This window comes from Halomonas sp. A020, assembly GCF_027943625.1.
Lineage (GTDB): Bacteria > Pseudomonadota > Gammaproteobacteria > Pseudomonadales > Halomonadaceae > Vreelandella > Vreelandella piezotolerans.
Genome location: NZ_AP022850.1, coordinates 586,051 through 605,279 on the forward strand (window position 1 = coordinate 586,051; position 19,229 = coordinate 605,279).

Below are 19,229 nucleotides of genomic sequence, written 5' to 3' on the forward strand. Positions count from 1 at the left end.
GATAACCGACTTACTTTACCGCTCTGGCTCACTGGGGAAAAGCTCGCACGCGGTGATCACCTGTTGCGCCGACTCGCGCAAGCGCTGCACGGCGAGGTTCTGGGTCTTGTCCAGCGGCTGGTTTTGGTAGGCCCAGGCGGCGAGCTGCTGGTGCGCCTGCTGAGCCTCGCCCAGCGGCTGTCGACTGGCTTCCCGCGCTAGCGCCTGGAGCGCGGGTCGGGCCAGCGCAGGGTCGCGACGGGCATAAGCCACGTCATGAATGGCTTGGCGCTCGGCCGTGCCGAGCGGCTGAGCGGGCAGTGCAGCGAGCAGCAGCGCCACGACCGACGCAGGCAATGCGGCCAGCTCGAAGGCCAGCAGGCTAGGCAGCGAAGCGGCAAAGCCGCTCCTCAAGGTGTCCAGCACCGCGTGCCCCTCGGGGTTGAGCGCCCTGGCGACCATCACAGCATACTCGCCGGTGGCGGCTTCGCGGGTCATGCCCAAACGGACAGGTACGAACCCTAGCGCCAGCCAAAAGCGCAGTAGCGACGCTTCCGCCCCGAAGGTGGCGCCATACAGGGACAGCCCTTGCTGGGTGGCGCTATCGATATCCTCTTCCAGGAGCTGTCGCCCCAGCCCTTCTCGGCGGCGCTGGGGATGCGTGGCAATACGCGCCACCCGCCGCCAGCGGGCGATGAGGGCCGCTCGACTGCCACCATGGGCTGCGAGCGACTGCGCCAGCAAATGCCCCTGGGGCCTGCGTTCGCCCCTGGCCACCTGGTCGGCCAGCTCGGCCGCGAAGCCGCCCTCCTCGCGGGTGACCAGAACGGCTTGCGGGTCGTCCCCGTCGCGGCTGGGTATCATGCGTAGTCCCGTGCCGGGGCCATCCAGCAGTTGGCGTAAATCGCTCGGCGTGGTGCGGTAGTGGGACTGCACCAGCAGACCAAACAGCGTTTCTAATCGTGCATCCTGACTCGCGAGCTGCGCTTGGCTGAGCACGACGCTCGCTGGCAACTCGTCTTGTGAAGGAGTTGCGTTAGGTAGCGGCGCATCCAATAAGAGCAAGCGCTGGATGAGCGCCTCCAGCGGGTCTCCGGTCGACCAGCGTATCGGCGTTTGCAGCGTTAGCTCGCGCCAGTGGGGTGCTTGGCGGTCCAGCACATCGCGAAAACGCAGCGCAAAACCGCGCCCAGAACCTTCGTAGCCATGCACCGTGGTGGCGAAGGCAATGCGCGGAAACGCCGACAGCCAGCGCCCCAACAGCGAGGCGGGAATGGCAGCGGCCTCATCGACCAGCAGCGTACTGCCACTGCCCCCCAACGTACCCTGTTCGACGAGCTCCGTTAGGACATCCGGTGGCAAAAAGCGCAACCGACTGCCGTTGGCCAGCGACACCTCGGCGGGGCCGTGGCGCTGCAGCGCCGGGCACAGCGCCGCCACACGGTTGAAGACGCTTTCCACGGCGCTTAGCCGAGGCGCGGTGAGCAGCCACTCGCCACCGTCGCTTTGCTGCAGTAGCCGTGCGCAGGCGATGCCCAGTGCGGCGCTCTTGCCCCGACCTCGGTCGGCAGTCACGACCAGCGGCCGACGCCGCTTGAGCTTGACCAGCGCGCTCACCGCCAAGGCTTGGTCCGCGGAAAGACAGTCAGCGTCTTCACTGGGCTCAGGGGCGCTTGGCCGTTTGCCCAGGATCGGCAACCGCAGTGCCCCTCCCACAGGCCAGCGCACCACCTGATTCGACGCCCTCAGCAAGCGCGCCAAACGCGCCAAATAGTGGGCACTAAAGTGCTCCCAAGGCCAGGGGTAATCGGCAAAGCGAGCGTAGTTGGGATCGGGCTGGCTACCCCAAGCCGAGGGCGTCATCAGCACCAGAAGACCGCCCGCACTCACCGTCCCCGCCAGTGCGCCCAGCGCATCGGGATCCAGCCCTTCGTGGCCACTGGCATCGAGAATCACGAGCTGGTGCTCGGCCCCCAGCCGGGTACGCGCTTTACGGCTAGATAAACTGGCTGAGACAGGGGCCTGTTGGGCATCGCCTACCCACAGTGGCGTCTGCCAGTCGGCGGCCTGCCACAGCGCCAACGCTTGCTGACGGGCCTGCTCCGGCACACCGCTTAACCACACCAGTCCGCGCCAGCCCCGCTGCTTTAAACGGCGGGCATGGCAGATGAGCGTGGCGGCGTCTCTGTCGATGCGTTCGCGGGATAAGGTGGGCTCGGCGTGGCGTGACCCGCTCATAGCGGCTCCTTAGGCAAGAATTCTCTTACAACTTTGGTTGAACAAACCCGGGCTTTTCAACGTTTTCTCACCCCTCAAGACGGGGTAAAGATCGTAGAAGTACCTTTTAAAGCAATGTTTTAACGGCTTTTTCCGCATTATCTCTGCGATGGCTGTCGCGTTAACTTCCTTGATTTACTGATATTGCGCTGCAGCGGGTGGAGTGTGCTAGCTTAGCGATGCAGCGCAGCGTTGTTTTACTTTACGTAAACGTCAGCATGCTGCTGTACTTTCCTGCTTTCAGGTCTCCAACACTAATAACGCTAACCGCCAAAGTACCAGGAAACATACAATGAAAAAGACCACAAAATTCGCACTCACCAGCCTTGCCGCTGGCGTCGCCTTCGCCGCCCTCACGTCTACCGCTCAAGCGCAGGAGCAGTGGACCATGACCACCACGTGGCCGGAGAACCTCGACCTGATCAAGATCGATCAGCACTGGGCCGAGCTGGTCAACCAACTGGCGGGCGATGAAGTCCAAATCAATTTCCGCGCAGGCGGCACCTTGATGCCGGGCACCGAGGTATTCGATGCGACCGAAACCGGTGCGATTCAAGCCGCAGGCGACTGGCCCGGCTACTGGGCGGGTCTGAACCCGGCGTTCTCGCCGCTGGCCACCACCACCAGTTTGTTCAACGGTGTCGATTATCTGAACTGGATCCAACAGTGGGGCGGCTTCGAGCTCTACCAAGAGATCTACGGCCAGTACAATATGGTGTACCTGCCCTACGGCATCACCAACAACGAATCGGGTTTCATGGGCCGCACGCCCATCGAGAGCATCGCCGACCTAGAAGGCAAGCGCCTGCGTCTCTCTGGCCGTGACCAGGGCCGCGTACTCGAAGAGCTGGGCGGTTCCCAGGTCACGCTGGCCGGTGGTGAAGTATACCAAGCCATCGAGCGTGGGGTGATCGACGCAGGTGAGTTCTCTACCCCTGGCGTTGACTTCAATGCAGGCTTTGCCGAAGTCGCCGACTACTGGGCGACCCCCGGCTGGCACCAGTCAGCGAGCGTGTTCGGCGTCATGATCAATAAAGACGCGTGGGATGCCCTCTCCGAAGAGACCCAGGCCAAACTGCGTATTGCCGCCGAAGCCACCATGGCGTGGTCACTCTCCTGGTCCGAGCGCGAGTCCACCGAAGCGACCCAGAAGTTCATCGACGCGGGCGTGACCATCAACCAGTTCTCCGAAGAGGATCTGGCGCGCATCCAGGAGATCACCAACGAGGTGATCGTACGCGGCGCCTGTGAGAATCCAGACCATGCCAAGGTCTACCACTCCATGATCACCTACCTGCAAGAGTACGCCGCATGGCGTGATGTGACGGCCCCCTTCAACATGAGCCGTACCATGGACAACCTCCCCTCACTGGAAGAGATCGAAGCCTGCTTATAAGGCACTCACTATAAAAGCGTAACATGGCCGCCCCTCCCCTTGTCGGGGCGGCCTTAGCTCAGTTGCGGAGATCTTCCATGAATGCGATTGCCAAGGCGATCGATGCGATTAACGAGCTGTTTGGCCGCATCATTGCGCCGTTAATTGCCATCATTACTCTTATCGTGCTTTACGACATCGTGTCGCGCTTTTTCTTTGGTCGCCCCAGCGACTGGGCGTTCGATGTGACGAAGATGCTGTTTGGCGCCCACTTCATGCTCATGGCCGCTTACGGGTTGCGCCATCACGCTCACGTGGAAGTCGACGTGGTGAAACGGCTGCTATCCCGTAAAAAGCAGGCCGTGCTGGATCTCATTGGGTATTTGGTCTTTTTCGTCCCGTTCATTTGGCTGCTTCTGACCTACGGCTGGGCCTTTTTCGAGCGCTCCTTTAGCCGTGGCGAAACGACTTACGGCATGGTCTCGATTCCCGTTTACCCGGTGAAAGGGGTCATCGTCGTGGCCGCTGCGCTGATTTTGCTGCAGGCGATTGCCATCGTCCTACGCGCCATCATGCAACTGCGTGAGGAGACATCCGCATGAGTGCAGAACTACTAACGCTGGTGATGTTTGGCGGACTGCTGGTCGGGCTGTTCATGGGACACCCATTGGCGTTCGTACTGGGCGGCATGGCGGTCATCGGCGCGTATCTAGGCCCCGGTATCAATACCCTGGGCATCATCATCAACAACGTCTATGGCAACGCCATGGACAACTACGTGCTGGTCGCCATTCCACTGTTCATTTTGATGGCGCGCTTTCTCAACGACTCCGGCGTCACGGAGAAGATGTTCGACGCCATGCGCCTACTGTTGGCCAACGTGCGCGGTGGCCTGGCGCTGACCGTCGTCGTGGTCTCGGTACTGCTGGCCGCCACCACCGGCATCGTCGGGGCGTCCATCGCCGTCATGGGGATGATCGCGCTGGTGCCGATGCTGAAGTATGGCTACAACAAAGAGCTCAGCGCGGGCGTGATCATGGCGAGCGGCTGTCTAGGCATTTTGATTCCGCCCAGCATCATGCTGATTTTGATGGCCAGCTACTCGCCCGTATCGGTGGGCGCGCTGTTTGCCGGAGCGCTGGTGCCCGGCCTGCTGTTGGGGGTGATGTACGCTCTATACGTGGTGCTGATCTGCTGGCTGAAACCCAGCTACGGCCCCAAAGTGCCTAAAGAAGAGCGCGCCGAGGTCAGCACCAAAGCGCTGCTGATCATGCTGGGTAAATACGTCGTACCGCCGATGTCGCTGATCCTGGGCGTGCTCGGTGCTCTATTTACCGGGATCGCCACCGCGACCGAGGCCTCGGCGATTGGCGTGTTTATCGCCTTCTTGCTGTTCTTGATCTTTGGCGACCGTAAGCTCTCGACTTGCTACAACACGCTGATCGAAGCGGGCAAAACCACCACCATGGTGATGCTGGTGCTGGTGGGCGCCACGGCGTTTACCGGCGTGTTCTCCATTGGTGGCGGTATGACGGTGATCAGCGACTTCGTCCTGGCCATGCCGGGCGGCACCTTTGGTGCGCTGCTTCTAATGCTGTTCCTGGTCTTCATTTTGGGTATGTTCCTGGATTGGACCGGCATCGTACTGCTGAGCTTCCCGATCATGCTGCCCATCATCGCCCAAATGGGCGTCGACGTACTGTGGTTCGTGGTGATGGTGGCCGTGGTGCTGCAAACCTCCTTCCTAACCCCGCCATTTGGCTATGCGCTGTTCTATCTAAAAGGAGTGGCGCCGCCTGGGGTCGAGATCGTCGATCTCTATAAAGCGGTGGTGCCGTTTGTCATCATCATCCTTTTGGCGTGTATCTTGATGTCGATCTTCCCCGGTTTGATTACCGGCCTGCCGAGCCTGATGGTCGGTTACTGACCGCGTCATTTTCGGTACCACACATCCCTCCGCGCTGCGGAGGGATTTTTTTTGCCTGTCGATGTGACGGCAGGAATGCTGGCTGCACCCTGTCAGCCCAGGTGATACTATTTGCAGCCGCTATCTTTTCGCATTGACGAGCCACGCTGCCTCTCGTCCTAGGAGTTCACGACGTGTCTACGCCTGCTCGCCGCTCACCCACGGCTCTGCTGTCAGGTTTCGCCTCGCGCTTTACGCTGTCGCTCAGCCCTTGGTCAGTGACGCTGTTCTTGATTGCGCTGATCGTGGCGCTGCCCATCTTAGTCGTACTCGCGCATATCGTGATGCCCACCGAAGGCGTTTGGCAGCACTTGGCCAGTACCGTTTTACCGCGCTATCTTTCCAACACGTTTTGGCTGGTACTGTGGGTCGGGCTAGGCACCTTGGTGATCGGCACCGGCACCGCCTGGCTGGTGGTCATGTGTCGCTTTCCCGGCAAGCGTCTGTTCGAGTGGGCGCTTCTACTGCCGCTGGCCGTGCCGACGTACGTGATCGCCTACGCCTACACCGACTTTCTACAGGTGGCCGGGCCGCTACAAAGCTTGCTGCGGGAGTGGTTCGACTGGCAGGTGGGCGACTACTACTTCCCCAACGTGCGATCGTTGGGCGGTGCCGCCACGTTAATTACCTTCGTGCTCTACCCCTATGTCTACCTGCTGGCCCGTGCCACCTTTTTAGAACAATCGGTGTGTGTGCTGGATGTGGGACGAACATTGGGGCGAGGCCCCTGGCGGCTGTTTGCCAGCGTGGCGCTACCGTTGGCGCGCCCGGCGCTGGTAGGCGGCGTCTCGCTGGTCTTGATGGAAACCCTCAATGAGTTCGGCGCGGTCCAGTTCTTTGGCGTGGATACCTTCACCACGGGTATTTACCGCACCTGGTTTGGCCTGGGTGAGCCGATTGCTGCGGCCCAGCTTGCCGCCTGCCTGCTGACCTTCGTGATCGCCTTCGTGCTGCTGGAGCGCTGGTCGCGGGGTAAGCGCCGCTACTTCCACACCACCAACCGCTATCAACAGTTGCCTGAGTACAGGTTGCACGGCTGGCACGCCGTCGGGGCGACGCTGGCCTGCCTGTTACCGATCACCGTTGGCTTCTTGCTGCCCAGCGGCATTCTGTTGGAAATGGCGATCACCACCGGGGACCGGCTGTTCGGTACGCGCTTCATCGGCTTTGCCATGAACAGCCTGAGCCTCGCGACGGTTGCAGCGCTGATTGCCGTGGGGCTAGCGGTGCTGCTGAGCTACGGCGTGCGGCTGCACGACTCCCCCAGCGCGCGGCTGTTTACTCGCATCGCGGCCATGGGCTACGCCATTCCGGGGTCGGTGGTGGCCGTGGGGATTTTGATTCCGTTTGCCTGGCTAGATAATGCCATTAACACCTGGCTGCACACCCATTACGACACCATCATCGGGCTAGTCTTCAGCGGCACGGCGTTCATATTGATTTACGCTTACGTCGTGCGCTTTCTGGCCGTCTCGTTCAACGCGGTCGAGGCAAGCTTGGGCAAGGTCACCCCGAGCATGGACGCCGCCTCACGTACACTGGGACAAACCGCTGGAGGGACGCTCCGGCGCATTCATACGCCGCTGATGCGCAGCAGCCTGCTGGCGGCCGGCATTCTGGTGTTCGTGGATGTGATGAAGGAGCTGCCCGCCACGATCATTCTCCGCCCGTTCAACTTCGATACCCTGGCGGTGCGCGCCCATAGCTTAGCGTCCGACGAACGCTTGGCGGAGGCCTCCACGGCCTCGTTGACCATCGTGGTGGTGGGTATTTTGCCGGTGATCCTTCTTAGCTTGGCGATGCGCCGGGCGCGCCCGGGCAGCCAAGCCGAGTAAGTGGACGCTCTGCAAAACAAGGCGCTTAACGCGGAAAGATAAACACCTGGGAGTGGTCGAGATCGATATCGATCGGCTGTCCCTCTTGGGGGAGGAAAACACCCGGCACACGGGCGTGGAGGTGTGCCTCCTGGCCCTGTGCGCCGTGGGCGCAGAGGTGAATCAAACTCGTGCGGCCGAGCAGCTTTGCCATCACCACATGGCTGTGGCTGTGTGCGTCGGCCGGCAGGTCGCGCTCTTTGATGCGCAGCGCCTCAGGGCGAATCATCACCTGCGCGGCACTGCCTTCGGGTAGCCAGCTTGCGTCCACGGGCCCCACCGGCGTTTGTACGACACCGCCTTTTACCACGCCCTCGAGCTCGTTGACTTCACCGAAAAACGTCACGACGAACGGGTCGACCGGGGCGCAGTACAGCTCCCGCGGCGTGCCCGTCTGCACGATCCTACCATCGCGCATCAGGGCGATGCGGTCGGCCATGAACATCGCCTCTTCCGGGTCGTGGGTAACCAGCAGCGTCGCAGACCCCAGCTTTTTCAACACGTGCAGCGTATCGTCGCGAATCCGATCACGTAGCCGGGCATCCAGGCTAGAGAAGGGCTCATCCAATAACATCAATTTTGGGGTGGGCGCCAGGGCGCGAGCCAGCGCCACCCGCTGCTGCTGGCCACCCGAGAGCATATGAGGATAGGTCTCGGCGTAATCGGCCATGCCCAGCTGTGCCAATAGCTCCAGCGCTCGGGCGCGGCGCTGGCCAGAGGGCAGATGCTTTAAACCAAAAGTGACGTTTTCCAGCACGCTCAAGTGCGGAAAAAGGGCAGAGTCTTGAAACGCCAGCCCGACATTGCGCTTCTCCGGCGGCACATGACGTCTACCGGGAGCAGCGATGGCCTGCCCTTCTAGACTGACGGTGCCCTCTTGAACCACTTCGAGCCCTGCGGCGATGCGCAGTAGCGTGGTTTTACCGCAGCCAGACGGGCCAAGCAAACAGACCACCTCGCCCTGGGCGATATCGAGATCGATGCCCTTAACGACGTGATTGGCTGCAAACGTATGCTGCACACCGCGCAGCGATAGCGCCGATGCGGGCGCAGCCACCTCAGAAAGGGACACTGTTGCCGTCATTCGTTCACCCATGAGTTGTTCGCAACATAGCGCTGAGCATATGGATATTGCAAACACGGTTGAAAGGTATTTGCATTCTATTTTCTATCAACGAGAGATGCACGTCTTGCGCGGACCCGCCTGACATAAAAAGGGATGCGTGTCATTACCATTTCACTTGACGTGTGTCGAACAAGACGTTTCAATAGCCTACGGCGCTAATGCAACTTATTATCATAAACATTCAGGATGCTATTTATGAAAAAGGCACGTCTCTCGGCTTCCGTTGCCGCCATCATGGCCGGCTCCGCGTTTGCCAGCAGCGCACTCGCTAACGAAGTCAACATCTACTCTGCTCGTCATTACGACTCTGATGAAATTCTCTACCAAGCGTTCACCGACGAAACGGGTATTGAAGTCAACGTGCTGGAAGGCGACGCCAACCAGCTAATGGAGCGTATGCAGCGTGAGGGCGTGGCCAGTCCTGCTGACGTCATGTTGACCGTCGATGCGGGCAACCTGTGGCGTGCCGAGCAAGATGGCCTGTTCCAGAGCGTCGAATCCGAGGTACTCAACGAGCGCCTGCCGACCTCCATGCGTCATCCGGAAGGCATGTGGTTTGGCTTTAGCCAGCGTGCGCGGGTCATTTTCTACAACCGCGAAAACTTCGACCCGAGCCAGATCGCCACGTACGAAGACCTGGCCGATCCGCAGTTCGAAGGCCAAGTGTGCATTCGCTCGTCCAATAACATTTACAACCAGTCTCTGCTGGCGTCGATGATCGAGCACCACGGCGAAGAGGGCGCGCAAGAGTGGGCCCAGGGCGTCGTGAATAACATGGCTCGCGACCCAGAAGGCGGTGACACGGATCAGATTCTCGGCGTTGCCAGCGGTGAGTGTAACCTCGCCGTCGCCAACCACTACTACTACGTGCGTCTGCTGCACTCTGACGATGCCGCCGAGCGTGAAGCCGCACGCAAAGTAGGCGTGATCTTCCCCAACCAGGATGACCGTGGCACCCACGTGAACGTGGGCGGTGCAGGCTTGGTTGCCAACGCTCAAAACCCGGAAAACGGTATTCGCTTCCTGGAGTTCCTGGCCTCCGACGAAGCGCAGGAAGTGCTGGCCGAGCGTAACTACGAGTTCCCGGTGGTCGAGGGCGTGAAGAAAAACCCGGTGCTGGAGTCTTGGGGCGATTTCGCCAAAGACGACATCAACATCAGCATCCTGGGTGAGAACAACCCGGAAGCGGTACGTATCTTCGACCGCGTTAGCTGGCGTTAAGCGCGGCTTGGGCACACGCTTTTGAAGCCGGTGCTTAAGTAACGCACTCAACACAACCCCCACAGCGACCGCTGTGGGGGTTGTGTGTTATTGGCGAGTGCTCTCTCGTTCGTTAGTGAGCTTCATCCCAATTCGCGCCGCTTTGCGCTTCTACAATCAGCGGGACGTTGAGCGATGCCGCCGCCTGCATGCGCGCCTGCACCTGCTCGATAAAGCGATCCACCTGGGCCTCGGCCACTTCGAACACCAGTTCATCGTGTACCTGCATGACCATCAGCGCGTCGAACTCTCCCTCCGCTAGCCATGTATCTACGTCGATCATCGCCTGCTTGATGATATCCGCCGCCGTACCCTGCATGGGCGCGTTGATCGCCGTACGCTCGGCGCCTTGTCGTCGGCTGCGGTTTTGCGAGTGGATCTCTGGCAGGTAGAGCCGCCGTCCCATCACGGTTTCGACGAAGCCATCTTCCGCCGCCTGGGTACGAATACGGTCCATATAGCGGGCCACACCGGGGTAGCGGTCGAAGTAACGGTCGATGTAGGTTTGCGCCTGGTTACGGTCAATGTGCAGCTGGCGAGAGAGCCCCCAGGCACTCATGCCGTAGATCAAGCCAAAGTTGATGGCTTTCGCACTGCGCCGCTGGTCGGCGGAGACCTTGTCCAGCGAGGTGCCGAAGACTTCCGCCGCCGTCGCGGTGTGGATATCGCGCCCTTCGGCAAACGCCTCTAGCAGCCCTTTGTCTTCAGATAGATGCGCCATGATGCGCAGCTCGATCTGCGAGTAGTCCGCTGCGACGATGCGGTAGCCAGGGCGCGCCACGAACGCCTGACGAATCTTGCGCCCCTCCTCGGTGCGGATGGGAATGTTCTGCAGGTTGGGGTCCGACGACGACAGCCGCCCGGTCGCCGTGACCGCCTGGTGATAGCTGGTGTGAACCCGCCCCGTCGTCTTGTTGAGCAGGCGCGGTAGCTTATCGGTGTAGGTGGATTTCAGCTTGGCCAGGCCACGGTGCTGCATGATGACTTTAGGCAGCGGGTAGTCTAGCGCCAGCTCTTCGAGTACCGCTTCCGCCGTGGAGGGCGCGCCTTTGGGCGTTTTCTTGATCACCGGGATTTTCTGCTCGTCGAACAGAATCTGCCCTAACTGCTTGGGCGAGCCCAAATTGAACTCGCGGCCCGCCAGCTCGAAGGCCTCGCTCTCTAACTCACGGATACGCTGTTCGAGCTGCTGGCTCTGTTCGTGAAGGCGCTCCGCATCGAGGGCAACGCCATTGCGCTCGATGCGCGACAGCACGTTGATCAGCGGCAGTTCGAGGTGGTCGAGCACCTCGGCCAAACGCCCTTCCCGTTCGACCTGCGGGCGCAACGACTCTTGTAGGCGCAGGGTGATGTCGACGTCCTCACAGGCGTAAGGCGCCGCCTGCTCCAGGGCGATCTGGTTGAAGGTGAGCTGCTTGGCCCCTTTGCCTGCGATCTCTTCGAAGGAAATGGTTTTCTCACCCAGGTACTTCAACGCCAGCGAGTCCATATCGTGACGCGTGGCGGTGGAGTTGAGCACGTAGGAGGCCAGCATGGTGTCCGCCAGCGGCCCCACGACATGAATGTCCACGTTGGCGAGCACGGAGATATCGTACTTCAGGTTCTGGCCAATCTTGGTCTTGGCAGGATCTTCCAGTAGCGGCTTCAACGCCTGGAGAACCGTGTGGCGGTCCAACTGGGCCGGGGCGTCCAGGTAATCATGAGCCAACGGAATATAGGCGGCCTCGCCTGCCTTCAATGCAATCCCCACGCCGACGATATCGGCATCCATATAGTTCAGGCTGGTGGTTTCCAGATCGAAGCAGAAGCGTTCGGCTTCGTTGAGCCGTTCGAGCCACGCCTCCAGCTCGGCCTGCTCGGTAATCACATGGTCGTGGCGCTCGGTCGGCGCCGTCTCCGTCGCGCTGTCGGCTGCTTCCGAGACGGGCTCGCCGCCTGCCACATCGTCCACGCCTTCGTCGTTACCTTCCAGCAGCTCGGCGAGCCACTGTTTGAACTCCATCTGTTTGTACAGCTCGACCAGCGCTTCGCGGTCCGGGTGGGCAATGTCCAAATCATCCAATCCCACGGGCAAGTCGCAGTCGGTTTTGATGGTGGCCAGCTGATAAGAGAGAAAGGCCTGCTCCCGATGCTCTTCCAGTTTTTTGGGTAACGTTTTCGCGCCACGGAAACCGAGGGTGGTCACGCGTTCTAAATCGCCATAAATCGTGTCCAAACCGCCGCCCATACCTTGCAGCAGACCGATGGCGGTTTTTTCGCCCACCCCAGGCACGCCGGGGATGTTATCCACCTTGTCGCCCATCAGCGCGAGGAAGTCGATGATCAGTGCGGGAGGAAGGCCAAACTTCTCCTCCACGCCCGCTTCATCGAGGGTTTCCTCTTTCATGGTGTTGACCAGCGTGATGTGACCGTTCACCAGTTGGGCCATATCCTTATCGCCGGTGGAGATCACCGCGTCGCGGCCAGCCTGAGTGGCGTGGTGCGCCAACGTGCCGATCACGTCATCCGCCTCGACCCCTTCGATGCACAGCAGCGGCAGGCCGAGTGCTTTGACACAGGCGTGCAGCGGTTCGATTTGGCTGCGCAGGTCGTCCGGCATGGGCGGACGATGGGCCTTGTAATCGCTGTACAGCTCATCGCGGAAGGTTTTACCCGGCGCGTCGAACACCACCGCCATGGGGCTATCGGGGTAGTCTTTCATCAGCCGTTTGAGCATGTTCAGTACGCCCTTCACGGCCCCGGTCGGCTGACCGTTAGAGGTCGTTAGCGGCGGCAGCGCATGAAACGCGCGGTAGAGGTACGAAGAGCCATCGACGAGCACGATTGGGGCACGGGCCATAACCAAATTCCATAGTCAGCAAAACGGTAAGGATGTCTGCTCTCTATGATACGCGTTCAACGCCGGGCCTGCAGAAAAGAGCCGTAAAACACGAGGCGCATCGCCACACAACGCTGCCAACTCGTGCGGCAAGCCGCTACAATAATGGGCTTAGCAACCTGGGCGAGATCCTCATGGCAGTATTCACCCCGCTTAGCGACGCACAGGTCGCCGCGTTTTTGGAAAAATTCGATGTTGGCAGCTTTGTCGCACTTCAGGGTGTGGCCGGCGGCACGGAGAATTCGACGTTTTTCGTGACCACCGACCGCCGCGAGCTGGTGCTCACCCTGTTCGAACAGGGCGAGCACGAAGAGCTGCCGTTTTTCGTGGAACTGCTCGACTACCTAGACGAGCACCGCCTGCCGGTACCGGGCACCATTCACGACCGTGAGGGCGTTGCCCTACATAGCTTGGCGGGCAAGCCCGCGCTACTGTTCCCGCGCCTACCGGGCAAACACCCCAGCGCCCCCAACTTGGCGCAGTGTCATGCGCTGGGCACTGCTCTTGGTCAACTGCATAAAGTGTCGCAACGGTTTCCTGGGCACCGCCCCAACCCCCGCGACCTGCACTGGCTGCGAGCGGTCCACCATAAGGTGCTCACCTACATCAGCCCCGACGATCAGACGCTGATGAAAAACGAAGTCGACGATGTCGAGAGCGAGTTCCATCAGCACGGCGCGCTGCCCCAGGGGGCGCTGCACGGCGACCTGTTCCGCGACAATACGCTGTACGAAGGCGACAGCCTCGGCGGCATCATCGATTTCTACAACGGCTGCACTGGCGACCTGCTGTTCGATCTCGCCATCGTAATCAACGACTGGGCCTCCAATGAGGATGGCTCGCTGAATGCCGAGCGCTACCATGCGATTTTGAGCGCCTACCAAGCACGTCGTCCGCTTACCGAGACCGAGCGCACCCTGTGGCCGACCATGCTGCGGATGACGGCTCTGCGCTACTGGCTGTCGCGGCTTCTGGTGGTGTATGTCGACCCGCCGGCCCACGACTTGACTCCCCATGACCCCGAACGCTTCCGCGTGATTCTCAAGGCACGCATCGCGTGGGGCGCACTTCCCATTCCAGAGGCATCTTCATGAGTGACATGGCAACGAGCAGTAGCCCCGCCGTGCGTGCCCGCCGCACGTGGAACATGGACCAGTGGGGCAGCGGTTACTTCGACGTCGACGACCACGGCCAGGCCCTGGTGCGCCCACTCGGCAGCGATGCGGAAGGCCCTGCGCTGCCCATCAGCGCGCTGGTCCGCCAGCTGCAAAGCGCCGGGCTGCGCCTGCCGGTACTGGTGCGCTTTAGCGACATTCTCCACGACCGCGTCGAGCAGCTCTGCGGTGCCTTCGATGCCGCCATGCGGGACGTGGACTACCAAGGCGGCTATACCGCCGTTTACCCCATCAAAGTGAACCAGCAGCGCCGCGTCGTGGAGGAGATTTTGGCGACCTCCGAGCGCGGTAACGGCCGCGTCGGCCTGGAAGCCGGAAGCAAGCCGGAGCTGCTGGCAGTGTTGGCGCTGTCGGATGGCGGCTCGTCACTGATCGTGTGCAATGGTTATAAAGACCGCGAGTACGTGCGCCTGGCGCTGCTGGGCGAGAAGCTCGGCCACAAAGTGTACCTAGTGGTGGAGAAACTCTCCGAGCTGGCGCTGATTCTCGAGGAGGCCCGCGAGCTGGACGTGACGCCGCGCATTGGCCTGCGAGCACGCCTGTCCTCGGTGGGTAAAGGGAAGTGGCAGAACACGGGCGGCGAGAAATCGAAGTTCGGCCTCACCGCCAGCCAGATTTTGGAAGTGGTCGACACCCTGCGCGTCGAAGATGCCTTGGCGAGCCTGCAGCTCGTGCACTTCCATCTAGGCTCGCAGATCGCCAACATTCGCGACATTCAGCGCGGCCTGCGCGAATGCGCCCGCTTTTATCAGAATCTAATGAGTCTGGGCGCGCCCATCGACACCGTCGACGTCGGTGGCGGCTTGGGCATCGACTACGAAGGCACCCGCTCGCGCAGCTACTGCTCGGCGAACTACTCCATGCAGGAGTACGCCCGCAACGTGGTCAGCGCGTTCTCCCAGCTCTGCCAGGAGGCTGACCTGCCCCAGCCGCACTTGATCAGCGAATCGGGCCGCTCGCTCACCGCCCACCACGCAGTGCTGATCACCAACGTGATCGGCGAAGAGCGTGTCAACGACACGCCGCCAGAGCGGGCAACGCAAGAGCAGGACCCGCAGGTCGAAGAGCTGTGGCGGGTGTTCGACCAGTTGGCCGAGACCCAAGAACCGCGGGTGCTGGTCGAGGCGTGGCACGACCTGTTGCAGGCAGTTAGCGAGCTACACGACCGTTTCGTTCTGGGTCTGAGCAGCATCAACGCCCGTGCCGAGGGCGAACGCCTTTACATGGCCGCCTGCACGCGCCTGCGCGGTAAGCTGGATACGCGCAATCGCGCTCACCGCGAGATCATGGACGAGCTGGCCGAAAAGCTCGCCGACAAGCTGTTCGTCAACTTCTCGCTGTTCCAGTCGGTGCCGGACGTATGGGGCATCGAGCAGATCTTCCCCGTGCTGCCTCTCACCGGTTTGGACAAAGCGCCGACTCGCCGTGCGGTGATTCAGGACATCACCTGCGATTCCGATGGGCGTATCGATAGTTACGTGGATGGACAAGGGGTAGAAAGCACTCTGCCGCTACCCGAGTGGGCCAACGATGACGAGCGCTGGCTGGGCTTCTTCCTAGTAGGAGCGTACCAAGAGATTCTCGGAGACCTACATAACTTGTTCGGCGACACCGACTCCGTCGATGCGGCGCTCGGCGCTGACGGCGAGTGGGTGCTCTCTAACCCCCAGGCGGGCGACACAGTGGCCAACGTACTGGCTTACGTCAATTTCGATGCCCGCGTACTGAAACAGAAGCTCACCGAGCAGCTGGTCACGAGCGGTTTCTCTCAGGAGGAGCAGGCGCACTTTGCCGCTAGCCTGACCGAAGGCCTCGAGGGCTACACCTACCTGGAGTAGCCCCTCTGGTTCAATGTGTATAAGAAAGGCCACCGAGATACTCGGTGGCCTTTGCGTTACAAGCGAGCAGGTAGACGACGTTATTCGACGACGCTGGTGGTGATCTCCAAACCGCCAGTGAGCGTCAGACGTAGCGATGCGCCACGCGGCAGCTCGCCCACGCCCGCAGGCGTGCCGGTCAAAATCACATCGCCCGGTTCAAGGGTGAAATGGCGGCTCATTTCTGCCACCAGCGTGGGAATGGCAAAAATCATATCGGCCCCTTCGCCGTGCTGGCGTTCTTCCCCGTCGATTTCCAGGGTAAAGGCCAGCGCGTTCCAGTTAGGCACGCGGCTCAGTGGCAAAAAGGGCGATAGCGGGCAGGCACCATCGAACGCCTTGGCGATCTCCCAAGGGTGGCCTTTCTCTTTCAGCTTGGTTTGCACATCGCGCAGCGTCAGATCCATCGCCAAACCAATGCCCGCAATGGCACGCTCGGCTTCATCCTGAGTGGCGTGGGTCAGACGTTCGCCTACTAGTAGCGCCAGCTCGACTTCGTAGTGTACGTCACCACGTGAAAATGGCGGATCGAGCGGTTTGGTTAAATCTACCACGCTGGTGGCGGGCTTGATGAACAGAAGCGGTTCGCTAGGAACCGGGTTATCCAACTCTTTGGCATGGTCGGCATAGTTGCGGCCGACACAGATGACCTTGCCCAGCGCGTGGGGAAACTCCTGACCATCGGTAAACTGTGGAACAAAACGCATGGCGGGTCTTCTCCTTCTCGTTATGCGTGCCGTATTCGCAACGACAGGCGCATTAGTCTACCCCAGCCATGCCCATGTTCCACAGTATCGACCGCGTATTTCCGAATTGCAGGAGTATCTGGATCCTTATGCCTCGGGATACCCGCTCTCCTCAGGCCCATGCGCCAAGAACGAAGGACGCTGTTTAGGCGCGGCAAACGGGGCAACGCAGCGGTTATCGGGCCGATTGAACACGAAGAACACGTTGCTGCGCGGATCCGGCGAGAGGTTGGCGTTGGACGCATGCAGCGTGTTGCAATCGAACAACAGCAGCCCGCCAGCTTTCCCTTTGGGGGCATCGATGCCGTATTTATCGACCAAGTGTGTCAACGCCTCTGGGCTCGGCACGCCCACTTCCTGCGCTTTCAACGAGCGCTTGTGGTTGTCTTCCGGCGTTTCTCCCAGGCAAGGCACGAATTCCATATGCGAGCCCGGAATCAACATCAGCGGGCCATTGAACTCGTGGTTGTCGGTCAAAATCAGCGAGGCGCTGACCGCGTGCATGTTAGGCATACCATCTTCAGCGTGCCAGGTCTCGAAGTCCGAGTGCCAATTGAAGCCTTTACCGGCAAAGCCCGGCTTGTAGTTGATACGCGACTGATGCACGTAGGGGTCGTCACCGACGATCTGACGAGCCGCACCAGCCACGCGCTCGTCGCTGGCAAGCGCCCCTAATCGCTCAGAAAGGCGATGCACGGCAAACAGTGAGCGAATCTCATGGCTTTCTGGCTCGGTGATGCTGAACGCCTTATCGCGATAGGCGTCGTTGCTAAGCAGGGCGTTCATCTCTTTGCGAAGCGCCTCCAGCTCTTCGCCATCGATCAAATTGGGAATGAACAAATATCCCTTGCGTTCGAACTCATCGAGCTGAGCCTCACTCAGCGGTCCCGGTAACGCACGCCCTTTTACAACGCCATCCTGGCGGGGCTGTGTGAGTGATGCAGGCGCTTGGGCCAAGCGTGTGGGATAAGCGTCTACCACCCTGGCATTGCCCGCCGTGGGCACGTCGGCCATCTCGCTATACTGTTTGTGGGCGGTCACATGGTTAAGCGGTGTATTGCTGACTGTCATCTAATCCACTCCTTGTATGATTAAACTTCAGTTAAAACGTGTCTCATTTAGAAACACAGCGCAGTAGATAGGGTAGCTAACCTTTCTGCGCTTGCAACCTAGGATGGCTCCTTTCATAACGTGGGTTATGACATTCACCTCCTCATCTCTGACTATCGCAAAAAAACGCCTTAAGAAAAATCCTTATTATTTATCGATATACCTTATAACTTTAACGCCCGATAATAGTGACCTCCTGTTTCGCCCTGATCGATAGACCTAAAAAAACCAGAGAAGCCTTTACAAGCGCCGCTCTGGTTATTCTAGCTCTCGGAAACGCTAACCAAGGCATAAATGGCCATAAATAAAATCGCGATCAAATCCGGTATTTCGCGCCATTTCCTCGGGCTTCAACAGTTTGATACTGCTACGTGTTTTACGGATTAGCTTTTTCTGCTCTAGTGCTGTCATACACCGGCTCACATGCACGCTCGTCATTCCCAGCAGTTCACCCACGACATCTTGAGTGACCGGGAACGAGAACACATTGCCTGTTAGCAATCCTTTAAAATTAAAGCGAGCATACACTTCTAAAAGAAAGTGTGCCACGCGTTCTTCCGAGCGATGATGCGTACAGCTTCTTAATCGCTCGATTGTAATATTGTCATTGACCATGACATAAGACGTGATGGCCTTTCTTATTTCCTCATTGGTTTTAAGCAACTCGTGCAAGTCATCGACCGATACTTTTTCGAGTTTGCAATTAGTTAAAGAAAGAATCACGATATCATGGCTTTCAAAAAAACTTTCACGCATGCCAATGATATCGCCCGGCATAAAGACATTACATATGTCCTGCCCTCGTGTGCTGGTCGCGTGCGAAAGGCTCGCCCACCCCTCCTTGACCACAAAAATGTCGGCGCGACCCTCGCATAGCGAAAACACTTTTTGGTTACGCCGTAGCTCGACGGGTTTTTGTCGAATGTTCGCCAATGCCTCTCGGGCATCGCCCCCCAGTTCACCGTAGAGGCCAAGTACCTCACCCAACCCTATACAAGAACTGTCACCACTCAAGCCGCCATGTACACTTTTGCGATTTCTATCTTCCACTTGCTGATACTCTTCTTCAGTAACCTTATCCATCTCTACACTCCTTTGTAGTTAGACAAAAGCTATACTCACCAGGAATTATTTATAATGCCGATATATAGAAAGGAAGATAACGCAACAAAATATAGACAAATATAAATGAGTAAACAAGGCGGCTTTATAATCCATGTTAGGAAACGACAAAAAAAATATTGATCATTAACATTTGTTAAATTTTTTGACACTGCCCATATTCGACGATAGTCAATTAACCCTATCGCACCCTGCAGCATAACAGAATCAAAAACAAACACCCCGACTAAAACATTCACCCCCGTACATAACCCACTAAAAGTGCCACATACATTAATTTTTAAGCTTTAACACTTACGTGCCCTGGAAAATAAAAAAAGTCTTTCATACGCTCAGTGCGGGGTAATAGGGAGCGTTCGCCCACTTGCCGACTAATGGAGTAGCGCATGAAACGTCACGTTTTCGTCATTGCTTTAGAAGACAAGCAAAAAAAGCCATGCAAACACTAAGAGAGCAAAAGAACT

General features: G+C 59.2%; 13 protein-coding genes. 7 read left to right on the forward strand and 6 right to left on the reverse strand.

Going from position 1 to position 19,229, the window contains the following annotated elements:
- Nucleotides 1–15 precede the first annotated feature (15 nt).
- Nucleotides 16–2,217 (reverse strand): GNAT family N-acetyltransferase, encoded by a 2,202-nt coding sequence (locus tag FRH_RS02700; RefSeq protein WP_281997690.1) that lies wholly within the window; start codon nt 2,215–2,217, stop codon nt 16–18.
- 331 nt (nt 2,218–2,548) lie between these two features.
- Between FRH_RS02700 and dctP the strand changes: the two genes are divergently transcribed.
- The 4 genes from dctP (at nt 2,549) to FRH_RS02720 (ending at nt 7,432) form a co-directional block, all read left to right on the forward strand.
- Nucleotides 2,549–3,652 carry a TRAP transporter substrate-binding protein DctP gene (gene dctP, locus FRH_RS02705; protein ID WP_139526297.1) on the forward strand — a complete coding sequence of 368 codons (1,104 nt, stop codon included), beginning with the start codon at nt 2,549–2,551 and terminating at the stop codon, nt 3,650–3,652.
- Nucleotides 3,653–3,729: 77 nt separating this feature from the next.
- Nucleotides 3,730–4,233 (forward strand): TRAP transporter small permease subunit, encoded by a 504-nt coding sequence (locus FRH_RS02710; RefSeq protein WP_139526296.1) that lies wholly within the window; start codon nt 3,730–3,732, stop codon nt 4,231–4,233.
- Nucleotides 4,230–5,558: a TRAP transporter large permease subunit gene (locus FRH_RS02715; protein ID WP_196781559.1), complete on the forward strand. Its 1,329-nt coding sequence runs from the start codon at nt 4,230–4,232 to the stop codon at nt 5,556–5,558. The genes FRH_RS02710 and FRH_RS02715 overlap by 4 nt, the downstream gene beginning before the upstream one ends.
- Nucleotides 5,559–5,731: 173 nt before the next feature.
- Nucleotides 5,732–7,432, forward strand: a complete 1,701-nt coding sequence (locus FRH_RS02720) for an iron ABC transporter permease (protein ID WP_139526294.1) — start codon at nt 5,732–5,734, stop codon at nt 7,430–7,432.
- Between the two features lie 25 nt (nt 7,433–7,457).
- On the opposite strand, the gene FRH_RS02725 is transcribed toward FRH_RS02720, so the two are convergent.
- Nucleotides 7,458–8,555 (reverse strand): ABC transporter ATP-binding protein, encoded by a 1,098-nt coding sequence (locus tag FRH_RS02725; RefSeq protein ID WP_281997691.1) that lies wholly within the window; start codon nt 8,553–8,555, stop codon nt 7,458–7,460.
- Nucleotides 8,556–8,792: 237 nt separating this feature from the next.
- Here FRH_RS02725 and FRH_RS02730 point away from each other — a divergent pair, with 237 nt between their 5' ends.
- Nucleotides 8,793–9,818 (forward strand): Fe(3+) ABC transporter substrate-binding protein, encoded by a 1,026-nt coding sequence (locus tag FRH_RS02730; protein WP_281997692.1) that lies wholly within the window; start codon nt 8,793–8,795, stop codon nt 9,816–9,818.
- Nucleotides 9,819–9,930: 112 nt separating this feature from the next.
- Here the strand turns inward: FRH_RS02730 and polA are convergent, their stop codons facing one another.
- The gene (polA, locus tag FRH_RS02735) at nt 9,931–12,696 is read right to left on the reverse strand and encodes a DNA polymerase I (RefSeq protein ID WP_281997693.1); all 2,766 of its coding nucleotides are present in this window, start codon (nt 12,694–12,696) and stop codon (nt 9,931–9,933) included.
- Between the two features lie 173 nt (nt 12,697–12,869).
- On the opposite strand from polA, the gene FRH_RS02740 reads away from it, so the two are divergent.
- Both FRH_RS02740 and speA read left to right on the forward strand, forming a co-directional pair.
- Complete coding sequence (locus tag FRH_RS02740; protein ID WP_153842471.1) at nt 12,870–13,829, forward strand: homoserine kinase; 960 nt, start codon at nt 12,870–12,872, stop codon at nt 13,827–13,829.
- Nucleotides 13,826–15,748, forward strand: coding sequence for a biosynthetic arginine decarboxylase (gene speA, locus FRH_RS02745; protein ID WP_281997694.1), 1,923 nt, complete (start codon nt 13,826–13,828; stop codon nt 15,746–15,748). Before FRH_RS02740 ends, speA begins: the two co-directional genes overlap by 4 nt.
- Nucleotides 15,749–15,828: 80 nt before the next feature.
- Here speA and FRH_RS02750 read toward each other — a convergent pair whose 3' ends face one another.
- From FRH_RS02750 to FRH_RS02760, 3 genes are all read right to left on the reverse strand, one after another.
- Nucleotides 15,829–16,494, reverse strand: coding sequence for a fumarylacetoacetate hydrolase family protein (locus FRH_RS02750; protein ID WP_139526288.1), 666 nt, complete (start codon nt 16,492–16,494; stop codon nt 15,829–15,831).
- Between the two features lie 126 nt (nt 16,495–16,620).
- On the reverse strand, nt 16,621–17,604 hold the full coding sequence (thpD, locus tag FRH_RS02755) for an ectoine hydroxylase (RefSeq protein ID WP_281997695.1): 984 nt from the start codon (nt 17,602–17,604) through the stop codon (nt 16,621–16,623).
- 318 nt (nt 17,605–17,922) lie between these two features.
- The gene (locus FRH_RS02760; RefSeq protein WP_239297009.1) at nt 17,923–18,726 is read right to left on the reverse strand and encodes a Crp/Fnr family transcriptional regulator; all 804 of its coding nucleotides are present in this window, start codon (nt 18,724–18,726) and stop codon (nt 17,923–17,925) included.
- Nucleotides 18,727–19,229: the final 503 nt, after the last annotated feature.

Excerpts from the sequence above, each read along its gene's own strand:
- FRH_RS02730 (WP_281997692.1), top strand. The coding sequence starts at position 8,793 with ATGAAAAAGGCACGTCTCTCGGCTTCCGTTGCCGCCATCATGGCCGGC.
- FRH_RS02700 (WP_281997690.1), bottom strand. The coding sequence starts at position 2,217 with ATGAGCGGGTCACGCCACGCCGAGCCCACCTTATCCCGCGAACGCATC.
- thpD (WP_281997695.1), bottom strand. The coding sequence starts at position 17,604 with ATGACAGTCAGCAATACACCGCTTAACCATGTGACCGCCCACAAACAG.
- FRH_RS02740 (WP_153842471.1), top strand. The coding sequence starts at position 12,870 with ATGGCAGTATTCACCCCGCTTAGCGACGCACAGGTCGCCGCGTTTTTG.
- speA (WP_281997694.1), top strand. The coding sequence starts at position 13,826 with ATGAGTGACATGGCAACGAGCAGTAGCCCCGCCGTGCGTGCCCGCCGC.
- FRH_RS02760 (WP_239297009.1), bottom strand. The coding sequence starts at position 18,726 with ATGGATAAGGTTACTGAAGAAGAGTATCAGCAAGTGGAAGATAGAAAT.
- FRH_RS02715 (WP_196781559.1), top strand. The coding sequence starts at position 4,230 with ATGAGTGCAGAACTACTAACGCTGGTGATGTTTGGCGGACTGCTGGTC.
- dctP (WP_139526297.1), top strand. The coding sequence starts at position 2,549 with ATGAAAAAGACCACAAAATTCGCACTCACCAGCCTTGCCGCTGGCGTC.
- FRH_RS02725 (WP_281997691.1), bottom strand. The coding sequence starts at position 8,555 with ATGACGGCAACAGTGTCCCTTTCTGAGGTGGCTGCGCCCGCATCGGCG.
- polA (WP_281997693.1), bottom strand. The coding sequence starts at position 12,696 with ATGGCCCGTGCCCCAATCGTGCTCGTCGATGGCTCTTCGTACCTCTAC.
- FRH_RS02710 (WP_139526296.1), top strand. The coding sequence starts at position 3,730 with ATGAATGCGATTGCCAAGGCGATCGATGCGATTAACGAGCTGTTTGGC.
- FRH_RS02750 (WP_139526288.1), bottom strand. The coding sequence starts at position 16,494 with ATGCGTTTTGTTCCACAGTTTACCGATGGTCAGGAGTTTCCCCACGCG.